Here is a 21,327-nt window from a genome sequence, read left to right as displayed (position 1 = left end):
GAAATGGGGCAATTGTCCGTGGAATTCCAAACCGACGCCATTGACCGAGTGATCAAGAATACGATCAATGTAATGGAAGACAGCAAGTACCAGATTTTTGAGATTTTGCAAACTGCCCGTGAAGAACTGGCAAATCTCAACAGTGAACTGCAGAGGGTTAGGGAGGAGACGGATGAAACCTTACAGAAGGTAGACAAACTGGAGGTGGATTACCGTCGGTCCCGTATCCGTTTGACGGAAGTCAGCCGCGATTTTGTTCGTTATACAGAACGGGATATCCGAATCGCATACGAAAAGGCGACTGAGCTGCAGCTCGAGCTTATGATGGCAAGGGAAAGAGAAGCCTATTTACGGAACAGACGCGACGAGCTGCAGAAGCGGGCCCGGAGCGTTGAGAACTCGGTGGAACGGGCGGAATCAATTGGCTCGCAAATGAGTGTGGTCCTAAAGTATTTGTCAGGCGAACTGGGACATGTAACGCGGATTGTTGAATCGGCAAAAAACCGTCAAATCATCGGGCTGAAAATTATTTTGGCTCAAGAAGAGGAACGCAAGCGGATTGCCCGTGAAATTCATGATGGACCCGCTCAAATGTTGGCAAATTTGGTACTCAGAACAGAAATTGTAGAAAGAATGCTCGTAAAGCAGGAATTTGGACTGGTGCAGGACGAAATAGTAGATTTAAAAGGGCAAGTACGTTCAAGCCTGGAAGAAATGCGTAAAGTCATTTTTAATTTACGTCCGATGGCGCTGGATGATTTAGGACTAATCCCCACGCTGCGCAAGTATGTTCATGATTATGAGGAGAAGAACAAGATCCGAACCTCTTTTGAAACGAGAGGCAAGGAGCATCGTCTTTCGTCAGCGATGGAAGCAGCCGTGTACCGGCTAATTCAAGAGGCGCTGTCCAATGTCGCGAAGCATGCTTGTGCCAGTTACGTATTGGTGGAAATTACATATCAGGCACAGTTGATTAAAATTGTTGTCAAGGACAACGGAATAGGCTTTAACGTGCAAGCAATGAAAGCAGAGCAGATCAACAGAGAGAGCTTCGGACTGGTTGGAATGCGCGAACGCGTGGAACTGCTGGAAGGAAGAATGGAAATTCAATCTGCCGAGAATGAAGGCACAACCATCATTATCCATATTCCAACGAATGTGGAGAAGGGAAAGGAGTAAAGTAATGGAAAACCAGAATCCCGGCAAGACACCCATTAAAGTACTTTTGGCGGACGATCATCAGTTGTTTAGAGAAGGACTCAAGCGCATTTTAAACATGGAGGAAGACATTGAGGTCATTGGCGAGTGCGGCGACGGCATTCAGGTGCTGGAGTTCTGCAACCATACCAAACCGGATATCGTGCTGATGGATATTAACATGCCGGTCGAGAATGGTGTGGAAGCAACGGAAAAGCTGAGGGAAATGTTCCCCGAGGTCAAAGTGATTATTTTGTCCATCCATGATGATGAAAGTTACGTATTCGAGACGCTGCGCAAAGGCGCCAACGGTTATCTACTCAAGGATATGGAAGCCGAGTCGCTGATCAATGCCATCCGTTCGGTCTGCGAAGGGCATGCGTTTATCCATCCCAAAGTGACAGGTAAACTGATTAATCAGCTGCGGCGCATGACCTATTTGAATGAAGCGGGCGCGATGGCGGAGACTTCGGTGAAGGAAGCTGGCGTCAAGTTTGTGGCGGGGGACAACAATCCGCTGACGCGCCGCGAAGCCGAAGTGCTGCGGTTGATGGCCGAAGGCAAGAGCAATAAGATGATTGGCGAATATTTATTTATCAGCGAAAAGACGGTTAAGAACCATGTCAGCAGCATTCTGCAAAAAATGGAAGTTGACGACCGTACACAAGCTGTTATCAATTCGATCAAATATGGCTGGGTAACGCTGTAAAATAGCACCGGATACAGCGGAGTATTCGAAAATCGGCGCCAGTCACCTCTTCTTTTTTGCCGGCATATAGTGTTGGTATAAGAGGAGGTGCATCCCCATGATAGCCCAGTTGATTTGGATCGGAGCTGTATATGCATCTGCGGTAGTGTGTGTGCATGCGCTTAAGTCCCGAGGAAAGAGAGAAACCGCCTCTGAGACGGGAAAATGGCTCCACTATATACTGATTGCCCGCAATCATGAATCTGTGGTGGAGGGGGTAATCCGCGCGATGGTGCTCCAATCCTTCCTAACGGGAAAACGGCTGCGGGTAACCTTTATGGACGATGGCTCGAGTGACGGGACGAATTGGATCGTTTCCGGGCTGCGGGATGGCGGTAGTTCACTGGATTTGCGGGTGACGGAGTACAAGGACAGTTATTCACAAGAAGATAGGAAAGCGCAGTCAGCGGAGCAGGATACAGAAACTGTGATTGACTTGCGGTTCCCGGAGCAGCCAATTCCCCTGCCGTTCATGCGGGCTGTAGGAAGCAGGGGATGTCAATCAAGAGGTGGCGGTTTGTAGTAATATATCCGGTTTTGGATACAATTCAATATCAGGGTTATAGGTGAAGCACACTTTCCGAAAGAGGGAGAGTGTGCTTTTTTGGTGCGTGCTGAGGGGGGAAGGAACAAGGAATATAGGTTTGGGGAGAATGAAAGATGGGCCGGATGTAACGGTATAAGTTCAAGAACGTTTTGGAGTGAAGTGAGAGCGATAGAACGATTTATTTAAAAAAAGAGGTGTGGTCATGAGGGCAGCAGTATACGCGGTAAAACAAAGAGGAGGCTGGAGCCTGCGCATATCCATCGATCCAAGGGTTGATGCTTTGTGGTGGGAGGGACATTTATACGGCGGAGGAAACCGGGAAGCAAGTGAGGCAGATAAACGGATTCTCCTTGGGGCTTCCCTGCCTCTGGGCCTTGCGGTAAAGCTGCGGACAAGCTTCTTTTACGGAAAAGAGATGGAGCAGTGGAATGATGGGGATTGGAGAAAATATGCGCGGACTGTTCTGGAAACAGAACTGGATAATGAGAAGGGCATTTTGCAGGCTGGCGCTGGAAGTGTGAGTGCCATGGAAAAAGAGTCCAAGCTGTTCGGTGCGGACCTTCAGGCACTTCCTTCCCCACAGAAACTGCTGGAGGATGCAGATTGGATTGCCAAGACGCTGCCGGGCCGCTCCCTGCTCGAATCCGAGATGGAGTCGCTGCTAACCGAGCGCTATCCCGGGCTATTAGGCCACTGGAGAAGCGCGGCCCAGCTGGCGCATTTGCAGGGGCGGCTTCACCTGGAAGCGGCTGTCGGGCCAATTCCGCTTAGAAAAGCAAGGAGCGAGATACACGGTGCAGATTGGCGGCAGATTGTGAGAGGGAATGGAGATGGCGGTGAGGTGTACGGAGTGAGTATGCGGCAAGTGGTGAGAGCGAAGGGAGTGGGCCGTGAGGTGCACGGAGTGAGTATGCGGCAAATGGTGAGAGCGAAGGGAGCAGGTGGCGTGCTTGCCCGGGCCGCAGGCTGCGCGGCCCGGCTCGCCCGCTCCGCGCGGCGCGCCGAAGCCGCCGCGCCCCCGCGCTGCCTGCGCTGCGGCAGCGCCGCCACGGGCCGCACGGCCTGCGCCGCGTGCGGCCTTGCCGGCTGCGCCTACTGCGAGGCCTGCCTCGCGCTCGGGCGCAGCCGGGCTTGCGCGCTGCTGCTGCGCGGCGCAGCGCTTCCGGCCGTGCAGGGCACGGCCGCCATGGACCCCGCCGGGCTTATGCGCCGGTGGGGGCTAAGCGCGGCGCAGGCAGAGGCTGCCGGCGCTGCGCTGGGGTTCCTGGCGGAGCCGCGCGCGGGCTCCGCCGTCCGCCGCCCCGAGCGGTTCCTGCTCTGGGCGGTGACAGGAGCGGGGAAGACGGAGATGATCTTCCCGCTCCTTGAGGCAGTGCTCGCCGCAGGCGGGCGGGCGCTTGTGGCGACGCCGCGGCGCGACGTCGTGCTGGAGCTTGCGCCCCGGCTCGCCAAGGCATTCCCGGCGGAGAGCATCGCCGTGCTCTACGGCGGCAGCCAAGACCGCTGGGCGGAGGGCCGGCTGGCTCTCGCGACCACGCATCAGCTGCTGCGGTTTCATCAGGCCTTCGATCTTGTCATTATCGACGAACTGGATGCTTTTCCTTACCATAACGATCCCATGCTCGCGTTTGCCGCCGAGGGGGCCTGCAAGCCCGGAGGAAGCTTCATCTACTTATCAGCTACGCCGCCTACGCAAATGCAGCGCGAAGTCCGCCGGGGAAGGCTGGCGCATGCGAGAGTTCCCGTCCGGTTCCACGGCTTTCCCCTTCCGGTGCCGACTCATTTGAAGATGCCCTCAGTTGCCGACTGCCTGAAGCGCGGACGATTGCCGCTAAAGCTATTAAGAACACTGAGACAGTCACTCGAACGGAAGGCGCAGATTTTTCTGTTTGCAGCCCGCATCGCGCAGATTGACCCGCTACTGCAGCTCCTGCGGCGCGCTATGCCCGGCGTCGTTATCGAAGGAACCTCATCACAGGACCCTGAAAGGGCCGGGAAGGTGACCGCCTTCCGCCGCCGGGAAATTTCCCTGCTCGTCACAACGACCATTCTAGAGCGGGGAGTCACCGTGCCGCGAAGTGATGTCTTCATACTGGATGCGGACAACCGGCTCTTTGACGAGGCTTCACTGGTCCAGATGGCAGGCCGGGCAGGCCGCTCCAAGGACGACCCCAAGGGCCGGGTTGTGTTCGCTTCCGCGCAGTGGAACCGGTCGCAGCGGAGCGCATGCGCGCAGATTCGGACAATGAACCGGATTTCCCGAAGTAAAGGCTATCTTCAGAAGGAGGATTTTTGAATGGCGGGATTTCCAGTAAATATTAGCCGTTGGCTGCGCGCCGTCCATTCCCTGCTGGCCCCTAGACAAGAACAATGTTTATCATGTGGACGTTTAGGACACCTTTCAACCATGCTTCCTGGAATCTGCGAAGCGTGCGCGCGAACCGTTCCCTGGATACGCAAGCTCCGCTGCCGGAAGTGCGGCCGCCATGTGGGCTGTCCGGACTGCGCCCGCAGAGCGGACGCTTCTTCCCTTATCCGCAACCGAAGCGCGGTTGCCTACAGCAACGCGATGCGTCAATGGCTGAGCCAGTATAAATATCGTGGTAATGAAAAGTATGCCGAGCCGCTTTCGCGGATGCTGGACAGCGCCTATAGTATGCTTAAGGCGGAAATCGAGGCGGAAGCGAAGCTTGAGTGGAATGCGGATCTGCTTGTACCCGTTCCTGTCAGCGGTCTCCGGCTCGCCGAACGCGGCTTCAATCAGGCGGAAAGACTGGCCCAGTACATATCGGCTCGCCGCAAAATCCCTGTTATGGAGCTGCTTGTCCGCGCGCACCATACCGACAAGCAGAGTTTTAAGGGGAGAGCGGAACGGCTGATTTCCATGAAAGAAGCCTTTGGGGTCAACCCTGACGTGAGGAGGGCTCTCAAGCATCTGCTGCAGCCGCCGGAACGGCTAGAGAAGGGAGTTTCCACCCTCCTATTTTCTCCCTCCCGTCTTATTTTTGGCAGCAACCGAAGAACCTCCGCTTTCCGTCCGTTTCGTATCATCATTGTGGATGATATTTATACGACAGGCAGCACAATACGCGCATGTGCCGAAGTTATACGTCAAGTGACGGAGGAGAGCGGGCACCCCGTTGAAATATACAGCTTGACCTGGGCGCGCTCTTAACGGAAATTCAAGCGATTCGCGCAATCTCAGACAGCTCGCGGATCGAGATCAGTACCATTTCAACTTCATTTTATGGCATAATATTGGCCAAACGCTGCAGTACAACGTGAAGTCATACATGAAGATGATGGACTAATTTCACCAAATCATGTAATCTAAGGTGTATAGGAATTATTTTACGGTGCATAATGTAGGAAAGGGGCGGCACCTATTATGAATCTCGACAATTGTCCTCGGTGCGGCCGGCTGTATGTCAAGAATGTCATGGAGCTGTGTCAGCCTTGTATTAAAGAACTGGAGCATCAGTATGAGGCTTGTGCGAAGTATCTTCGGGAAAATAAAGAAGCCGACATTCAGGAACTGTCTGATGCTACAGAGGTATCTATTAAGGAAATCACCCGTTTCATTAAGGAAGGGCGAATCTCTATCGCCAATGCACCGAATATGATGTATCCATGCGAAGTATGCGGTACGTTGATCCGCGAGGGTCATATGTGCGATAGCTGCCGGAGCCGGCTAACGAAGGATTTAATGAATTCTTCCCAGAAGAGCAAAGCAGATGACCCTTCCGCTAAGAAACCGAGGGGTGCATATCAGGCTGTAGAAAAGCACCGGAATATATAAGCTTTCAAAATATAATTTTACAGCTATAAAGAATGTTTCAACCCTGCCCGATAAACTTATTAAAGGTTATCGGTTTTTTTATTTTATGCAAGGAAGGTGGAACTGATATTTATGAAAATCAACGATACCGGCAGAATTAACGGGATAAATTCTTATCAGAAAGCTGTAGAGTCGGGCACGATTGATAACGTAAGGAAAGCACGGAAGAAAGATGAAGTCTCCATATCCACAGAAGCTCTTGAGATGCTGCGCGCTCAGCAGACGAGCAATGCGGAACGGGCGCAGAAGATTGAGGACCTGAAGAACCGCGTATCTTCCGGCACTTATCATGTAGAGGCCCGGGATCTTGCCGAGAAATTGCTTCCATATTTCAAGAAGTCTTCACAAGACTAGAGGATAGTGACAATGGCCCTACAGAACTTGATTGACTCTTTGGAATCATTAAATGAGCTCGGTGAGAAGCTTCTTCAGCTTTCCGAGCATAAAAAGCAGGCGATTCTAAGCAACGACTTCGATGAACTGACGCGTACGACTATGGGAGAATCCGTACTTCTTAAAGCGATTAATAAGCAGGAAGCGGTTCGGCAGGAAATGGCACATGCGTTTATGCGGGAGAAAGGGATCAAATCTCACTTAGACCTTACCATATCGGAAATTTCACGGCTTGTATTCGAACCCGAAGAGAAGGCTCGTCTTCTGAACGCGCAGAAGATGCTGGTTAGCACCTTGAGGGAGCTTAAGCGCGCAAATGATTTGAATCAGAATCTGGTTTCCCAGTCCCTATCTTTTATTGACTTCTCCCTCAATCTTCTAATCGGGGAGGAAGAATCAACCTATACCCGGCCGGATCAGTCCCAAACCGTTCGGACTCCTAAACGCAACGGTATCTTTGATGCCAGAGCTTAATGATATAGATAGAGCTAGACCCATAAAGGAGTTGTTTATCTCATGACATCTACATTCCATGGTCTGGAGACCAGTAAAAGAGCACTGCTAGTTAACACAGCAAGCATGCAGACGATGGGTCATAATATCTCAAATGCCAATACGGAAGGGTACACCCGCCAAAGAGTTAATATCTCGGCTTCGAGACCCATTTGGCAGATGGGTATGACGAAGAGCCAGGCCCCTGGACAATTGGGGACGGGCGTCCAGTATGACAGCATCACAAGGGTAAGAGACAGCTATCTGGATCTTCAATATCGAAGGGAGAATCAGACACTCGGTTCTTACGACGTAATGAATACGGCCATGACCGCTATCCAGAATATCGTTAATGAGCCCTCGGACACCGGCCTTAGCAGTGTCATGGACGACTTCTGGAACTCTTGGGAAACACTCAACCGTGACCCTTCTCTCCTGAGCGCCCGCGTTGCAGTAGTCGGAACGGCGCAGAATTTCACCGACACCCTTAAGCATATCAGCGAATCCCTTACAAACGTGACTACAGATACGGACGCCAATATTGATAAGAAGATCATAGAGGCGAACGATTTGATCAACAATATTGCCCAGCTGAACACGATTATACGGGACAACGAAAGCTTTGGCGACCATGCTAACGATTACCGTGACCAGCGGGATTTGTTAATCGACAAATTGTCAAGTATTGTTGATGTTCAAGTAGTGGAGGATACCGAAGGGATGGTTAGTATTACGTCTGCCGGCGTTAATGTCGTGAACGGCGCCGATACAACCGCTCTGACTGCCGCCAATGCCCAGACCGCTACGGCAGGGCAACTGAATGGATATGTCAGATCGCTTCAGGAAGCAGATACAATCCGCAACCAATTAAACGGAATGATTCAGACGCTCGTTACCGGACAGGTCCAAGTCACACTTGACAACGGGTATGTCACGCCGGCTGATATGACTGCGCTTAATGACGTAACCCTGGAAGGTGGAGCGACAATTCTTGCAGGAACTACAATTCCGGCAGGCTCCAGGATCACTTCGCCGATGACCGTTGAGGTAGACGGGTTTAACGGATTGCATGAACTGGGTTATACTCTGTCCGATCCAGCTACAGCCGGAATCCCCTTCTTCGTATCCCCAGGCGGCGGACCTTTCACGATCGACAACATTGCGGTGAATCCTGAGATTGCCAATAATACGGACAAAATCGCAGCGTCCTCCAAGTATGAAACGGTTGGCGGCGTCAACAAGACGATCCGGGGAAACAGTGATGTCGCAATCGCACTTGTCGGTCTTCGGGATGCTGTCTTCCAATTCCCGGCCAACCTCACTTCATTGTCTCAGGGGACGACGGATGATTTCTTTCGGGCCCTCACAGCGGATCTCGGACTTCGCGCACAGAACATTGAACGGAATTTCGAGAATGAAACGAGTTTGACAACCGCCCTGCAGATGCAGCGCCAGTCTGTAAGCGGCGTATCAATGGATGAAGAATTATCGGATATGATTCGGTTTCAGCAAGCTTACAACGCCTCCGCGCGTGTTATGACGTCGGTGGACGAAATGCTCGACAAGGTCATTAATAGTATGGGGATCGTAGGACGCTAGGATTAGGAGGATACAGATATGCGCGTAACAGGGTCCATGCAAAATATGCAGCTTTTGCGTAATTTGCGGAACATTAACGAGAGTATGACTCAGGGCCAGAACCAATTGGCAACGGGACAGAGGATCACGAGGCCCAGCGACGATCCGATTGGAGTCGGTTACCAAATGCGGTACGACACCGACCTTGACCGGAGTGACGAGTTTTTGAACAACGCCCAGACCGGAACGGAAATCCTGAAAACAATGGACTCTCTTCTGCAGCAGGCTTCCGACGTTATGAAGCGCGCCCGTACGCTTACGCTTCAGGCAGCGAACGGAACTTATGATACTGAGCAGCGAAAGGTCATATCTTTGGAGATTAAGCAGCTTAAAGAACAGCTTGTGACTATCGGGAACAGCACGTACAATGGACGATTTCTGTTTAACGGCCAGAAAACGGATCAGGCTCCTTATACGATAGCTAATGCAGCAGCAGAACCAACCGACTCCGGCTTGTTCTATCTGTATGTCAGCCCCTCGGTCAAAGTACCGGTAAGCATTACGGGAGAAGAAATATTTGGTCAAGCGGGGACGGATAACGCGTTTAAAGTACTGGATGATTTGTCTGCGGCGCTGGACGCTAACAATTCAGCCGGTATTAGCGCCAGTTTGGATAAGATCGACGATAGCGCCGACCGCTTCTCACTTGGTTGGGCGGAAATCGGGGCGCGCATGAACCGCTTCGAATTGATGGAGAATCGGATTACGAGTGAGCAGGCGAATTTGAAAGAAATGCGGGCGAATGTGGCTGATGTCGATGTGCCGACGGCTATTACCGACTTGAAGATGAAAGAAGTCGTTCTCCAGTCGGCGCTATCAACCGGTGCGAGAATTATGCAGACGTCTTTGCTTGATTTTTTAAGATAACGTCCTGATTCGTGCCGAATCAAAATGGAGGTGAGAGGCATGAGGCCAACCGGAATCGATTCAAGTACTTGGGGGAAATACATTCCGGCCAAGCTCACCGTCCGTCTTCGTCCGGCCGAGCTCTTTACCGATTGGACCAGCGTATTCAACGATCTTGAGCTTAAACGCCCCCAGTCGCTGATGAGAGATCTGGAGCAGGAAGCCCGAAGTCAAGGCTTGGAGAACATAGCCATTAAAGCTCAGGAAGGAGACCGTATGGCGAACTTGGCTGCCGGCGAGAAGAATGTGTTCGGCGCTATTGCTCACACTCGGTATATGCGGAACGGACAGAAAGAGATTACGGTTGAAGCCTTGCCGCATCAAGGCGTATATATCGACTTCCGCATCTATCCGCCGGAAATTCACGTTGATCCGAGAGGAGCCCTTCCCCGATGAGGCAGATTCAGAGTAAGGCTTATGGCGTTCTGAACTTGAATGAGAATCAAATTTATGAATTCGAAGCGGGCATCTTGGGAGTTTCTGATATCTTTCATTATGCGCTATTTCCGATGGAAGGAACCCCTTTCTTCATACTGCATGCCCTCGAAGAGGAAGTTAGCTTTGTATTGCTACCCGCCCATGAGGCGGTCCTGGATTACAGCTTTCAAATTTCTGATGAGATAACAGAAATATTGGCCTTGAATTCTCCTGAAGATGTCGGAGTCATGGTTGTGGTCAATATTCAACAAGAAGAGCTGTTCGTTAACTTGATGGCTCCCGTGCTGTTGTCTCCGTATTCTCTTAAAGGATGCCAGTACATTATCAAAGATCAGGAACTTCCGATCCGTTACCCTTTAAAGACGGAAGGAGGACGACTTAATGTTGGTGCTGAGACGTAAAATCGGTGAATCCGTGATGATTGGCAGCAATATTCAGGTTCAAATTCTGGGAATTGAAGGGGACCAGATCAAGCTGGGTTTTCTGGCACCGAAAGAAGTCCAAGTCTTACGGCAGGAATTGTATCAGGAAATTGTTGCCGAGAATATGGCGGCTAAGGAACAGACGGCACATTTACAGCAAGAGCAAATCCTTAACCTTCTGAGAAATTATAAAGGCTAATTATTCTGAAGCAGGTGGGGATGAATATGAATATTAATCGGGTGGATTCGACTCAGCCAAGTAAAGTCAATGGAATTGGAACTGTGCATCGTGTGCAGCCTATTCCTTCGGTGACCGACTACCAATCGGAAGAGATTCAAAAGAGATCTGATTTTTATAATGAGCAGACCAAAGAGGAACAAGCAAAGTTTGAGGAGCAGATCAAGAAATTAAATGAATCTATTGCCAGCTCTGGCAAAGAGCTTCATTTCAAATATAATGATGAAGCCAGGCAGCTCTACGTAGAGGTTCTTGATTCACAAACGAAAGAAGTCTTAACCAGTCTCCCTCCGGAATTTCTGATTGACTTGTCGATGAAAATGAAAGAACTCGTGGGCGTGTTTTTTGATAAGAAAATTTAAGAATAGAAAGGATGTGTCCATATGGGAGTTAGCATTTCAGGATTAGCTTCGGGCTTTGATTCTGCCGCTTATATTAAGGCCGTCATGAATCAGGAGAAAGTACCAATTACTAAACTGGAAACGAAAAAAGAAAATGTAACAGCGTATCAAGGGTTGTTTAATACACTCAAAACGAAGGTGAGCGCCTTAAAAGATGCGGCATTTTCTTTGTCTGACATCAGCGCTTTTACTGTTAATAATGCCACTAGCTCCGATACGACCAAGTTAACCGTAACTGCAGGGGATTCTGCTTTGGCAGGCGATTACTCGCTAAATGTTACAAGTCTGGCAAAAGCCAGCGTTTATCAAAGTAAGGCTTCAACGGCTATGAGCGGTTTGGCCGGAGAGAAGATTCAACTTAAAATTTCAAGCACTGAAGTTAAAGAGATTACATTGACCGGAGCCACTGTCGATGAAATTCTGACCAACCTTGCCAAAGACATCAATCGGGAGTCTGGAGCAGGTTTGTCGGCCTCCATCGTTCAGTCCGGTCCTGATGAGAAGAGATTGGTTCTTACTTCCAAAGAGACGGGAACCGAGAATGCAATCTCCTTTATGGATCCATTAGCGACCGAAGCAGACGGCTCTCTCACAGCAGCGAGTGTTACAGCTTTAGAAAGCACAGATTCTCATCCGGTTATCGCTATGAGTTCTGCACTAAAGGCTGCTCTAGGCTACGACCAACCAGATGCAGAAGCACAGACAGCCGTCGATGCTGCAATGACCATTAATGGAGTCGATGTTACAAGCTCTTCGAATAAAGTCGAAAATGCGATTCCCGGTGTTACATTGCAGCTCACCGCCACGGGCTCTTCTGCCGTAAAAGTCAGTCAGGATGCCGATAAAATCACCGATAAGGTAGATGCATTCGTCAAGGGATACAATGAGATTGTAACTATAATTCGCAATAATACCAAGAAATCCGAACAAAATAGTGACGGTTCCTTGTCTCTTACTTTAATGGGCGACCCAATGCTCCGTGACTTGCAATCCCAATTGAATGATTGGATGAATACTCTTGTTGGCAGCAGCGATGGATTCAAGCTGCTGTCTGACGCGGGGTTGGAAGTGGATAAAGGCGTAACAAGCGCAGCTCTGATGACGGGTACCATCACATTTGATAAGGATCAGTTCAAGGAAAAACTGACGGCAAACTCGGACAAGCTAAGCAAAATGTTTACGGGAAGCATAGCTAAAGGCGACGCCAATGACGGATTAGGGACTTTATTTGCGAACAACCTGAAGGTATGGACGGACAGCGTAAATGGACTTATAACATCCAAAATCAAAGGCTATGATTCCGAAATATCCTTTCTCAGCGATCAAATTACTAGCATGAATGACCGTTTGGCGATGAAAGAGCAACAGCTTCAGCGGCAGTATGCTAACCTTGAGGTCGTGATGTCTCAATTGAACAGCCAGAAGACCTGGATGACCAGTCAATTCCAGGCTTTGACCAAGTCTTCTTCATAAATTAACTAACTAACGGGAGATGAGACTAGTGGCGTCACCCAATCTTGCAGGTTACCAGGCCTATCAACAAAATAAATATCAGACGGCATCCCCTCACCGATTAACTCTTATGCTATATAACGGAGCCATACAGTTTGCTGGGAAAGCCAAACAAGCTATTACTGAAGGAGATATATCCCAGACGAATAAATACATTCAGAAAACGCAGGATATTGTGTACGAGCTCATGTCTGCACTGAATCAAAAAGAGGGAGGGGAAATTGCCCGCAATCTGAAGAATTTGTATTTTTATATGATAGAGCGTCTGATTGAGGCCAATATTAAGAAGAACACGGCATCTATTGATGAAGTCGTGGCTATGCTGCAGGAATTAAAGTCCGCATGGGAAGAGATCGGAAAGGGTGGTACCCTTGGATCATAAAGACATACTTTTCCTGGCGCATCAACGACACGAACTTTATATGAAGCTGCTGGATTGCTCGACCAGACAGTTGTCGCTCATGGCAGACAGGGAGGGGAATGATTTCCCCTCCCTGTTTGAGCGTGAGGCGAAAGAGTGGAATCAGATCACCAAGGAAATTGAATATATTCAGGAACAGATGAACTTGATCGATCCGGAGCAGTCGTCTGCCTCTGATTCTCTACTAGATCTTATGCAGGCGATTGAACGACAGGTTGAAGCTATTTATCATTCTCTTTCTGAATCTGCAGCGGATACCGGAGCGGATCTGCGATCAGTCAAGAACCAGCGGAAGGTGATGAATGCATACTACCGTCTGGACCAAAATGACCAAGTCCCGCTATACTTTGATCACAAAAAATAGTTCGATTTCCTCTCGAAAAATTATGCTGCGAAAGCTAAACAAATTCAGAGATTCGTCGATATATATAGTAGGCCACAAGGAAGTGGCAAATCCAAACAAAATCATGGAGGATGATTACGATGGGAATGTTTATTAACACTAACGTTGGCGCAATCAACGCTAACCGCAACCTGAGCTTCAACAATACACAAATGGGTAAAACGATGGAAAAGCTGTCTTCCGGCTACCGCATCAACCGCGCTGCTGACGACGCTGCTGGCTTGGCTATCTCCGAAAAAATGATTTATCAAATCAACGGCTTGAACCAAGCTCAACGTAATGCTCAAGACGGAATCTCGCTCCTGCAAACGGCTGAAGGTGACTTGACTGAAGTTCACTCCATGCTGCAACGTATGAACACCCTGGCTAACCAAGCAGCGAACGGTACGTACCAAGATGAAGACCGTGCCAACCTGCAAAAAGAGGTAAGTCAGCTGGTTCAGGAAATTGATAGAATTACCGGCAACTCCAACTTTAACGGTGTATCTCTCTTGAAGTCTGCTTCAACCGTAAACTTCCAAATCGGCGTAACTTCCGGAGAATCGTTGACAGTTTCGCTTTCCAGCAATAAAGCATCGGCTCTTGGTATCAGCGGTCTTTCCATTAGTACTGCTAGTAAGGCAGGATCTGCTCTGGCAGTAATCAAATCTGCAATTTCCACTGTATCCACTAACCGTGCTAATTTGGGTGCTTACCAGAACCGTCTGGAACACACGATTAACAGCTTGGGCGTTACATCGGAGAACCTGTCCGCTTCCAACTCCCGTATCAAAGATGCTGACATGGCAACTGAAATGACCGCTTTCACTAAGAACCAAATTCTCGTACAAGCGGGTACTGCTATGCTGGCACAAGCCAACTCTGCACCACAAGCTGTATTGAAATTGCTCGGATAATAAGCTGTACTAAAGTCAAAGAGCCTCCATTCGGAGGCTTTTTTATTTTCTCTACATTAACACGCAGATCATTCCGATAATTATATTAACGGCTTGAGCGAGGAGTGAATCTAGTGAAGGTAACCATTGATAATCAGAATGAATTGGTATTGGAAGCTGATTTAAAACCAATTAACGAATGGTGGATATCATCAACAGCAAAAATATATAAGGAAGATCGGCTAATATACAGTGTGGAGATTGATAACAATCCGATCTTTACCGGGTACGAACAGATCATTATTAACGATTATAGAGAAATCAATCAAATCAACATTATTACAAAAACTAAGAAAGAAAGTATAATTGAAACTGAACTGGCCCTGGATGAATATCTGGATAAATTTATTCCGGCCTCACGTAAAGTTGCCGATTATTTTTATGGGGATATTAATGAAGAGCATTGGGCAGAATTCTCTCAGCTTGTTGAAGGTCTGAATTGGATAGTTAATTCTTTGGATTTTCTTCAGATCTTATATGGGGATCAAGATTCACTGATATCAATAATATCGCAGTTGAAATCTGCAATTGGAGAACTTAGCGGAAGCTTGAATCAAGCTGAATATGTGCTTACTGCAGATTTGCTTAACTATGAAATAATCCCGTTATTGGAGAAGATGAAGACCAAGACTATTAATTAAGGGGTTAACATAAATGGATCTTTATCAGTCCAATGTGAAGTTTTTAACTAAAAATTATCCAGCCTTACTTCAGATTCTAGAGAATACTGAAGAAGAGACGCGAGATGAAGTTGTTCTCACGCGTAACAATGAACCCAATCTTGTAGTAACATCGGATGGGAATTCATACTTCCTGCATAGCAGGTACAGCGCAAAGGAAGAATCCAAGAAATGGATTCATACATTAAAAGAGAAAATTGAAAGCAGCAAGCATATACTAATTTTCGGAATCGGACTTGGTTTTTTTCTCGAGGAATTGCTGGCAACAACTAAGGCAAAGTATATATTCATTTATGAACCAAGCTCTAAAATTTTCAAAACTTGGTTAAAGGTTAAAGATATTCGGCCTGCGTTGTCAAATCCAAGAATTAAATTATTTGCCGTCGGTGATGATGAATACCTTCCTCTACAGATTGCCAATGAAATAGCAGGATTTGTATCGGGATCCTTTTGCAAAGTTACACCGCCCATTTATGAAAAATTATATCCGAAAATCATAACACAGCTAGACTTGGAGTTAAAGGATATGATTATTCAACAAATCTCAAACATGCAGACCAGAAAAGAATATCAGGAGACTTGGTTAAATAATATTCTGGGAAATATCTCGCATATGTCTATATCCCCATCCATTGTCGAGTTGAAAGATCTTTGGAAGGATGATAAGGTCAAGGCTATAGTGGTAGGTTCTGGTCCCTCGTTGAAAAAAGATATTCATTATTTATCGCAATTGAAGGACAAATGTTTAATTATTGCGGCGGGGTCCAGTATCCAAGCTATGGAGCATTTTGGAGTGTATCCTCATTTTATAGTTTCGATGGATGGAAGTCTTTCCAACTACGAAGTGTTCAAAAATATTGATACATCGAAAGTGCCATTGATATTGCTTCCGCCTGTTCATTATAAGATAACAGATCATTTCAAGGGCCCAATGTTTTGTGCCAAATTCGATAATGATTTAATTACAAATCATATTTTTGATCAGGATAATAGAATCCCCGGTTTTATATCAACATCAACTGTAACGGGAACAGCAATACAATTGGCAGCATATATGGGGATAACGCAAATTTTGCTTATGGGACAGGATTTATCTTACACTGATGATGAATTTTATGCCCCAGGTGTTAATCATATGTCGGATAATTCCAAAGAAGCGCATATTTCCAGTGCTAATGAATGGGTTGACAATGTTGAAGGCGGCAAAAATCGTACCAAGGGAAGTATGCAGGTTTTATTAAAAGATATTCAAGTATTAGTGAAAATAATGACACTCAAAGGTGTGGAAATCATAAACACTTCGAAAAAGGGCGCCGTGATTGAAGGAACGGATTGGGTCTCCATGGATGAGCTGGTTCCTGAATTATTGCAGCAGCCCTCCAGATCATTAGAGATTTCCTCTAGAATTTCTGCGCTATCTTTAGAAGCTCAGCTTGAAAATTTAGGCCGTTCCACAATGAGCCTTTCTAAAGTGTTACAGCAAATTTCCAAAGTAGATATAAAAATAAAGAAATTGCTAAAGCTCATGACTAAACTGGAAAATGCAATATCTGCTCGTAATCTTAAACAGGTTGATCATGTTTTAAATGAGATTAATTCACTGTGGCAATGGACGACAAATCAAGATATATTTAAAGTCTTTTATAATTATTCTTTAGGACACTATATTAATATATATATGAGATACGTACCTGAAATTGCTGAAACGCAGGATTCATATAAAAAGGGACGACTGATTATAACGCATCTAGGCAAATTAATTGAACAGATTCATAGCTTTAATCCAGAAATGACTACTTTAATACAAGCTGCAATAGAGAAAAATGAAAAAGTAACCCATCAAATAGCACTCAAATAATCTTTAACAGAGATATACAGATTCGACAGCTGATTAGTCAATCACGGCAAATAACATTTATAAAAACCATCATTTTGTAAATGGTGGTTTTTTGTTCACTTCATTCGACATTTTTCCGATATAATACTTATTAAAATTAAGAATAGGTGGATTTTCCCTTACTTTATCTCAAGCAAATAACTAGCTTGTGATTGAGATATTTTCTCATGTTTCTGAAAATGGATATTTTTTCTAGGAATCTTATACCTGATTGCCAAAGCGGATTTGATTTACGATCAACTGGGACGCGTATTCAAAGATATTAAGTTCATTTCGGGAAAAGAGGTAGACATGTATACTGACAAGGTTGTTCTTGTTACAGGCGGGACCGGATCTATAGGAAGCGAAATTGTCCGCAAAATTTTGGGCTCCAACCCGAAGGCGCTCCGGATTTACAGCAGGGATGAAAGCAAACAGTTTGAAATGCAGCAGGAGCTGAAAGAGTACTCCAACGTCCGTTATCTCATAGGCGATATCCGTGACCAAAAGCGGCTGAATTATGCAATGGAAGGCGTAGACTATATTTTTCATGCGGCTGCGCTTAAGCACGTGCCTTCCTGTGAATATAACCCGATGGAGGCTGTCAAGACCAACGTCGTCGGTGTCCAGAATGTAATCGAGGCGGCTATTGAGCATAATGTTAAAAAAATGGTTGCCATCAGTACGGACAAGGTGGTTAACCCGACCAATACGATGGGAGCAACCAAGCTGCTGTCGGAACGTCTAATATCGGCAGCCAACTATTATAAAGGCAGCAGAGGGACGATTTTTTCCTGTGTACGGTTTGGGAATGTTATGGGTTCCAGAGGTTCTGTTATTCCTTTGTTCCGTGATCAGATTGCCAAGGGAGTGCCCGTTACCATAACGCATGCAAAAATGACCCGGTTCATGATGTCTATCCCGCAGGCTGCCCAACTGGTGCTGGATGCTGCGGAACATTCACAGGGCGGAGAAGTGTTTGTGCTTAAAATGCCAATCCTGAAGATAACCGATCTGGCCCAGTCTCTTATTGAATCTTACAATGAGGCGACGGGAACCAGCACAAGCAGTGAAATTATAGAAACGGGCATACGGCCGGGAGAGAAGCTGTATGAGGAACTGATGACGCTGGAAGAGTCGGAAAGAGCGTTTGAAAATGACAAAATGTATATCATTCCGTCTTTTTTTAATCCGAAAGAACAATATTATCCTGGATTTTCACCTGCTAAGCATCAGGAATATTCCTCCTTCACGGCACCTCGGTTGAATCTGTCGGAGATCGCTTCATTAATTAATGATTACAGCCTTGGGTTTAAGAGGAGAGGCATATGAATATATGCGCTGATTGTCTGGCAGTCATCCCAGCCCGGAAGGGCTCAAAGGGGATTCGCAATAAAAATATGCGTTTGTTGGCGGGTAAACCCTTGATTGAGTACAGCATTAACGCCGCTTTGCAAAGCCCTTATGTGTCGGAGGTAACGGTCAGCACGGACAGCTTGGAAATAGCCGAGTTCTCCCGGGGAGCAGGGGCATCGGCGCCTTTTATCCGTCCGGCAGAGCTGGCTACGGATAAAGCCAGAAGCATTGATGTCCTTCGTCACGCGATAACCTTCTACGAACAGGAACTTGGGCGGCATTTCAAGTATATTCTTCTTCTTCAACCAACTTCGCCGCTTCGGAGTGCGAGTGATATTAATACTGCGTTTGAGATTTTTTTGAACCAGAAGGCGGATTCCTTGCAGAGTGTTTCGGAGGCTCCTGCCCATCCTTATTTGCTGCGAAAGATGCGGGAGGGAAGGCTGGTATCTTTTCAAGAGGGACAGGAGGCTCACCTCAGAAGGCAGGAAATGGAGCAATTATACGCACTTAACGGGGCTATCTATATTTTAACCAGAGACTTGCTTATTAACGGGAATAAAATGGTGGGTGACTGCAATGCCGGTTACATCATGCCAAGGGACCGTTCCGTTGATATCGACGAAGAATTTGATTTGAAGCTTGCGGAGTTCATATTAGGCCAAAATGGGTAGTGTAAGGACGGAGCGTATGCTTAAGGAGAGTGGTGTTTTTGTCGGTTAGGGATATTTTTACAGATGGACAGGCCCCTATCTATATTATTGCGGAAATCGGAGTTAACCATAACGGGGATATGGACTTGGCCTTAAAGTCAGTTGACGAGGCAGCTCGCAGCGGAGCATGCGCGGTGAAATTCCAGACCTTTCGCAGTGAAAAACTCGTGTCCAAACATGCCCCAAAGGCGCAGTATCAAATACAAAATACAATGTCTTCGAACAGCCAATTGGAGATGCTCAAACAGCTGGAACTTAGCTTTGAAAATTTTATAAACTTGCAGAAATATTGCGCGGGAAAAGGCATTGATTTTCTTTCTACTCCTTTTGATGAAGAAAGTGCCGATTTTTTGCATTCCATCTCTATCGATGCATTCAAGATCGGATCGGGGGACATGAACAATATTCCCTTTCTGAAACAGATCAATCGTTATGGTCTGCCGGTTATGCTGTCAACAGGTATGGCGGATCTCGATGAAATCCGCGCTCCTCTGGCTGCATTAGAGAACTGCGAAGTGGCTCTGCTTCATTGTACTTCCGACTATCCGGCACCGCTTCAGGATGTGAATTTAGCGGCAATGGAAACGTTGAAGCGGACGTATGACCGGATAACCGGATATTCCGACCATACCGACGGTATTGAAATTGCGATTGCAGCCGCTGCACTCGGGGCCAAAATTATCGAGAAACATTTTACGTTGGACCGTTCTCTGCAGGGGCCTGATCATGCGGCATCACTGGAGCCGGATCAGTTCTCGGCGATGGTAAAGGCAATCCGTAATGTGGAGATGGCGAAGGGTGACGGAATCAAGAGATGTATGCCTTCAGAGGAGGCTACACGGGCCGTAGCCAGAAAGAGTCTGATTATTGCCGGAAATCTGCCGGCAGGGCATGTACTAACTGGGGCGGATTTAGCCGTTAAACGGCCCGGAACCGGAATTGAGCCTGGATTCTACGAGAAGTTAATTGGCAGACAACTGATGCGGGATATGGAAAGGGACGAATTGATACGATGGGAAGATCTGATGTGAAAAAAGTGCTCGTTGTCACAGGGACACGGGCCGATTACGGAATTTATTACCCAATCCTGCAATCTATAGAAGAGGATGCGGATCTGGATCTCCATCTGCTGGTGACGGGAATGCATCTGTCGCCTCAATTCGGCTATACCATACAGCACATCCGTCAGGATGGCTTTAGAATCTCCGCTCAAGTGGACTGCCTTATTCAAGGTTCGACGCATGGCAATATGGCCAAGTCCATAGGCCTTGCGATTCTCGGCATGACCCAGGCTCTAGAAATGATCGAGCCGGATTGTATGCTGATTCTCGGAGACCGTGGCGAAATGCTGGCCGCCGCCATCGCTGCTTCGCATATGAATATTTTGCTGTTTCATCTTCATGGGGGAGAGGTGTCGGGCACGATTGACGAGTCTGTGCGCCATGCCATCAGTAAATTATCCCATGTTCATTTGACCGCTACGGAGGCAAGCCGGGAACGTTTGATCAAAATGGGCGAGGATCCTTGGAGGGTCCATGTGGTCGGTGCGCCGAGAATCGAAACGATGATGAACACCCGCTTGCCCGAGCTTACGCAGGTCAAACAAAAATACGATCTACATATGTCCAATGATTATATCCTGTTCATCTATCATCCAGTAACTACGGAGGCGGCAAATCTGGCAATCTTGAAGGAGATGGTGCAGATTCTCCTCGATAGCGGAAAAGATCTGCTGTGCGTAATGCCGAACGCGGATGCGGGCGCCGATGCGATCAAAGAAGTCTATAATCATTTTGCACGGCACCCTCATTTGTTCCGGGTAACGAACCTGCAGCATCTTGATTATCTGACGATGCTTCGGAATGCAGCTGTTCTGGCCGGGAATTCCTCTTCCGGCATCATAGAAGCAGCCTCGTTTCATGTGCCGGTTATCAATATTGGGAACCGCCAGGGCAGAAGAGAGCGCTCCGGGAACGTGATTGATATTTCCGAAGATGCCGCCGAGCTTGCTCCCGCGCTTCACAATGCGCTATCGGAAAGCTTCCGGAAATCGGTGGCGGAGATGGATAATGTATACGGGAAGGCCAATACGAGCAGCAGTATTGTGAGCAGATTAAAAGAGATTTCCAAGACGGACGAATGGATTCAGAAAACAATTTCCTACTAAAGTCGG

At 47.6% G+C, this 21,327-nt stretch carries 24 protein-coding genes; all 24 read left to right on the top strand.

All coding sequences use genetic code 11. The features are described 5' to 3' along the window. Positions 1 to 18: 18 nt before the first annotated feature. The 24 genes from PDUR_RS24320 to neuC all read left to right on the top strand — a co-directional run bounded on the left by PDUR_RS24320 (position 19) and on the right by neuC (position 21,321). Entirely contained in the window at positions 19 to 1,179 is a 1,161-nt protein-coding gene (locus tag PDUR_RS24320; RefSeq protein WP_042208533.1) for a sensor histidine kinase, read from the top strand. A gap of 4 nt (positions 1,180 to 1,183) precedes the next feature. Beyond that, positions 1,184 to 1,906: a response regulator gene (locus tag PDUR_RS24315; RefSeq protein ID WP_042208532.1), complete on the top strand. Its 723-nt coding sequence runs from the start codon at positions 1,184 to 1,186 to the stop codon at positions 1,904 to 1,906. 97 nt (positions 1,907 to 2,003) lie between these two features. Next, a complete protein-coding gene (locus PDUR_RS27555) occupies positions 2,004 to 2,468 on the top strand; it encodes a glycosyltransferase family 2 protein (protein WP_052410381.1) in 465 nt (154 codons plus the stop codon). Positions 2,469 to 2,694: 226 nt separating this feature from the next. Continuing rightward, positions 2,695 to 4,788, top strand: coding sequence for an ATP-dependent helicase ComFA (locus PDUR_RS24305; protein ID WP_042208531.1), 2,094 nt, complete (start codon positions 2,695 to 2,697; stop codon positions 4,786 to 4,788). Next, a complete protein-coding gene (locus PDUR_RS24300) occupies positions 4,789 to 5,667 on the top strand; it encodes a ComF family protein (RefSeq protein ID WP_052410380.1) in 879 nt (292 codons plus the stop codon). A gap of 213 nt (positions 5,668 to 5,880) precedes the next feature. Next, positions 5,881 to 6,291, top strand: coding sequence for a TIGR03826 family flagellar region protein (locus tag PDUR_RS24295; protein ID WP_042208530.1), 411 nt, complete (start codon positions 5,881 to 5,883; stop codon positions 6,289 to 6,291). A 111-nt stretch (positions 6,292 to 6,402) separates the two neighbouring features. After that, positions 6,403 to 6,684 carry a flagellar biosynthesis anti-sigma factor FlgM gene (locus tag PDUR_RS24290; RefSeq protein WP_025695513.1) on the top strand — a complete coding sequence of 94 codons (282 nt, stop codon included), beginning with the start codon at positions 6,403 to 6,405 and terminating at the stop codon, positions 6,682 to 6,684. A 12-nt stretch (positions 6,685 to 6,696) separates the two neighbouring features. Continuing rightward, on the top strand, positions 6,697 to 7,197 hold the full coding sequence (locus PDUR_RS24285) for a flagellar protein FlgN (RefSeq protein ID WP_042208529.1): 501 nt from the start codon (positions 6,697 to 6,699) through the stop codon (positions 7,195 to 7,197). A gap of 42 nt (positions 7,198 to 7,239) precedes the next feature. Further along, positions 7,240 to 8,814 (top strand): flagellar hook-associated protein FlgK, encoded by a 1,575-nt coding sequence (gene flgK / locus PDUR_RS24280; RefSeq protein ID WP_042208528.1) that lies wholly within the window; start codon positions 7,240 to 7,242, stop codon positions 8,812 to 8,814. A gap of 18 nt (positions 8,815 to 8,832) precedes the next feature. Continuing rightward, on the top strand, positions 8,833 to 9,720 hold the full coding sequence (gene flgL, locus PDUR_RS24275) for a flagellar hook-associated protein FlgL (protein ID WP_042208527.1): 888 nt from the start codon (positions 8,833 to 8,835) through the stop codon (positions 9,718 to 9,720). A gap of 39 nt (positions 9,721 to 9,759) precedes the next feature. Next, the gene (locus PDUR_RS24270) at positions 9,760 to 10,155 is read left to right on the top strand and encodes a DUF6470 family protein (protein WP_052410379.1); all 396 of its coding nucleotides are present in this window, start codon (positions 9,760 to 9,762) and stop codon (positions 10,153 to 10,155) included. Continuing rightward, positions 10,152 to 10,598: a flagellar assembly protein FliW gene (fliW, locus tag PDUR_RS24265; protein WP_042208525.1), complete on the top strand. Its 447-nt coding sequence runs from the start codon at positions 10,152 to 10,154 to the stop codon at positions 10,596 to 10,598. The genes PDUR_RS24270 and fliW overlap by 4 nt, the downstream gene beginning before the upstream one ends. Beyond that, a complete protein-coding gene (gene csrA / locus PDUR_RS24260; protein WP_042208523.1) occupies positions 10,579 to 10,818 on the top strand; it encodes a carbon storage regulator CsrA in 240 nt (79 codons plus the stop codon). The genes fliW and csrA overlap by 20 nt, the downstream gene beginning before the upstream one ends. Positions 10,819 to 10,844: 26 nt before the next feature. Beyond that, on the top strand, positions 10,845 to 11,219 hold the full coding sequence (locus PDUR_RS24255) for a flagellar protein FlaG (protein WP_042208522.1): 375 nt from the start codon (positions 10,845 to 10,847) through the stop codon (positions 11,217 to 11,219). A gap of 21 nt (positions 11,220 to 11,240) precedes the next feature. Further along, positions 11,241 to 12,731: a flagellar filament capping protein FliD gene (gene fliD, locus PDUR_RS24250; RefSeq protein WP_042208521.1), complete on the top strand. Its 1,491-nt coding sequence runs from the start codon at positions 11,241 to 11,243 to the stop codon at positions 12,729 to 12,731. 28 nt (positions 12,732 to 12,759) lie between these two features. Beyond that, on the top strand, positions 12,760 to 13,152 hold the full coding sequence (fliS, locus tag PDUR_RS24245; RefSeq protein ID WP_233277427.1) for a flagellar export chaperone FliS: 393 nt from the start codon (positions 12,760 to 12,762) through the stop codon (positions 13,150 to 13,152). Next, a complete protein-coding gene (locus tag PDUR_RS24240; RefSeq protein ID WP_156130599.1) occupies positions 13,142 to 13,555 on the top strand; it encodes a hypothetical protein in 414 nt (137 codons plus the stop codon). The genes fliS and PDUR_RS24240 overlap by 11 nt, the downstream gene beginning before the upstream one ends. 119 nt (positions 13,556 to 13,674) lie before the next feature. Continuing rightward, the gene (locus PDUR_RS24235; protein ID WP_042208518.1) at positions 13,675 to 14,490 is read left to right on the top strand and encodes a flagellin N-terminal helical domain-containing protein; all 816 of its coding nucleotides are present in this window, start codon (positions 13,675 to 13,677) and stop codon (positions 14,488 to 14,490) included. A 113-nt stretch (positions 14,491 to 14,603) separates the two neighbouring features. Next, positions 14,604 to 15,170, top strand: coding sequence for a DUF8042 domain-containing protein (locus PDUR_RS27550; protein WP_052410378.1), 567 nt, complete (start codon positions 14,604 to 14,606; stop codon positions 15,168 to 15,170). A gap of 13 nt (positions 15,171 to 15,183) precedes the next feature. Continuing rightward, the gene (locus tag PDUR_RS24225) at positions 15,184 to 17,067 is read left to right on the top strand and encodes a motility associated factor glycosyltransferase family protein (RefSeq protein WP_042208517.1); all 1,884 of its coding nucleotides are present in this window, start codon (positions 15,184 to 15,186) and stop codon (positions 17,065 to 17,067) included. 330 nt (positions 17,068 to 17,397) lie between these two features. Continuing rightward, the gene (locus PDUR_RS24220; protein WP_042209673.1) at positions 17,398 to 18,417 is read left to right on the top strand and encodes a UDP-N-acetylglucosamine 4,6-dehydratase family protein; all 1,020 of its coding nucleotides are present in this window, start codon (positions 17,398 to 17,400) and stop codon (positions 18,415 to 18,417) included. Next, complete coding sequence (locus PDUR_RS24215) at positions 18,414 to 19,115, top strand: acylneuraminate cytidylyltransferase family protein (protein WP_042208516.1); 702 nt, start codon at positions 18,414 to 18,416, stop codon at positions 19,113 to 19,115. The genes PDUR_RS24220 and PDUR_RS24215 overlap by 4 nt, the downstream gene beginning before the upstream one ends. A gap of 38 nt (positions 19,116 to 19,153) precedes the next feature. Beyond that, entirely contained in the window at positions 19,154 to 20,185 is a 1,032-nt protein-coding gene (neuB, locus tag PDUR_RS24210; RefSeq protein WP_042208515.1) for an N-acetylneuraminate synthase, read from the top strand. Beyond that, the gene (gene neuC / locus PDUR_RS24205; RefSeq protein WP_042208513.1) at positions 20,167 to 21,321 is read left to right on the top strand and encodes a UDP-N-acetylglucosamine 2-epimerase; all 1,155 of its coding nucleotides are present in this window, start codon (positions 20,167 to 20,169) and stop codon (positions 21,319 to 21,321) included. The genes neuB and neuC overlap by 19 nt, the downstream gene beginning before the upstream one ends. The last annotated feature ends 6 nt before the right edge of the window (positions 21,322 to 21,327 follow it).

It is taken from the genome of Paenibacillus durus, assembly GCF_000756615.1.
GTDB classification, from domain to species: domain Bacteria; phylum Bacillota; class Bacilli; order Paenibacillales; family Paenibacillaceae; genus Paenibacillus_AQ; species Paenibacillus_AQ durus.
The sequence above is the reverse complement of the archived record's forward strand: the minus strand, read 5'-3'. Positions and strand labels throughout refer to the sequence as shown.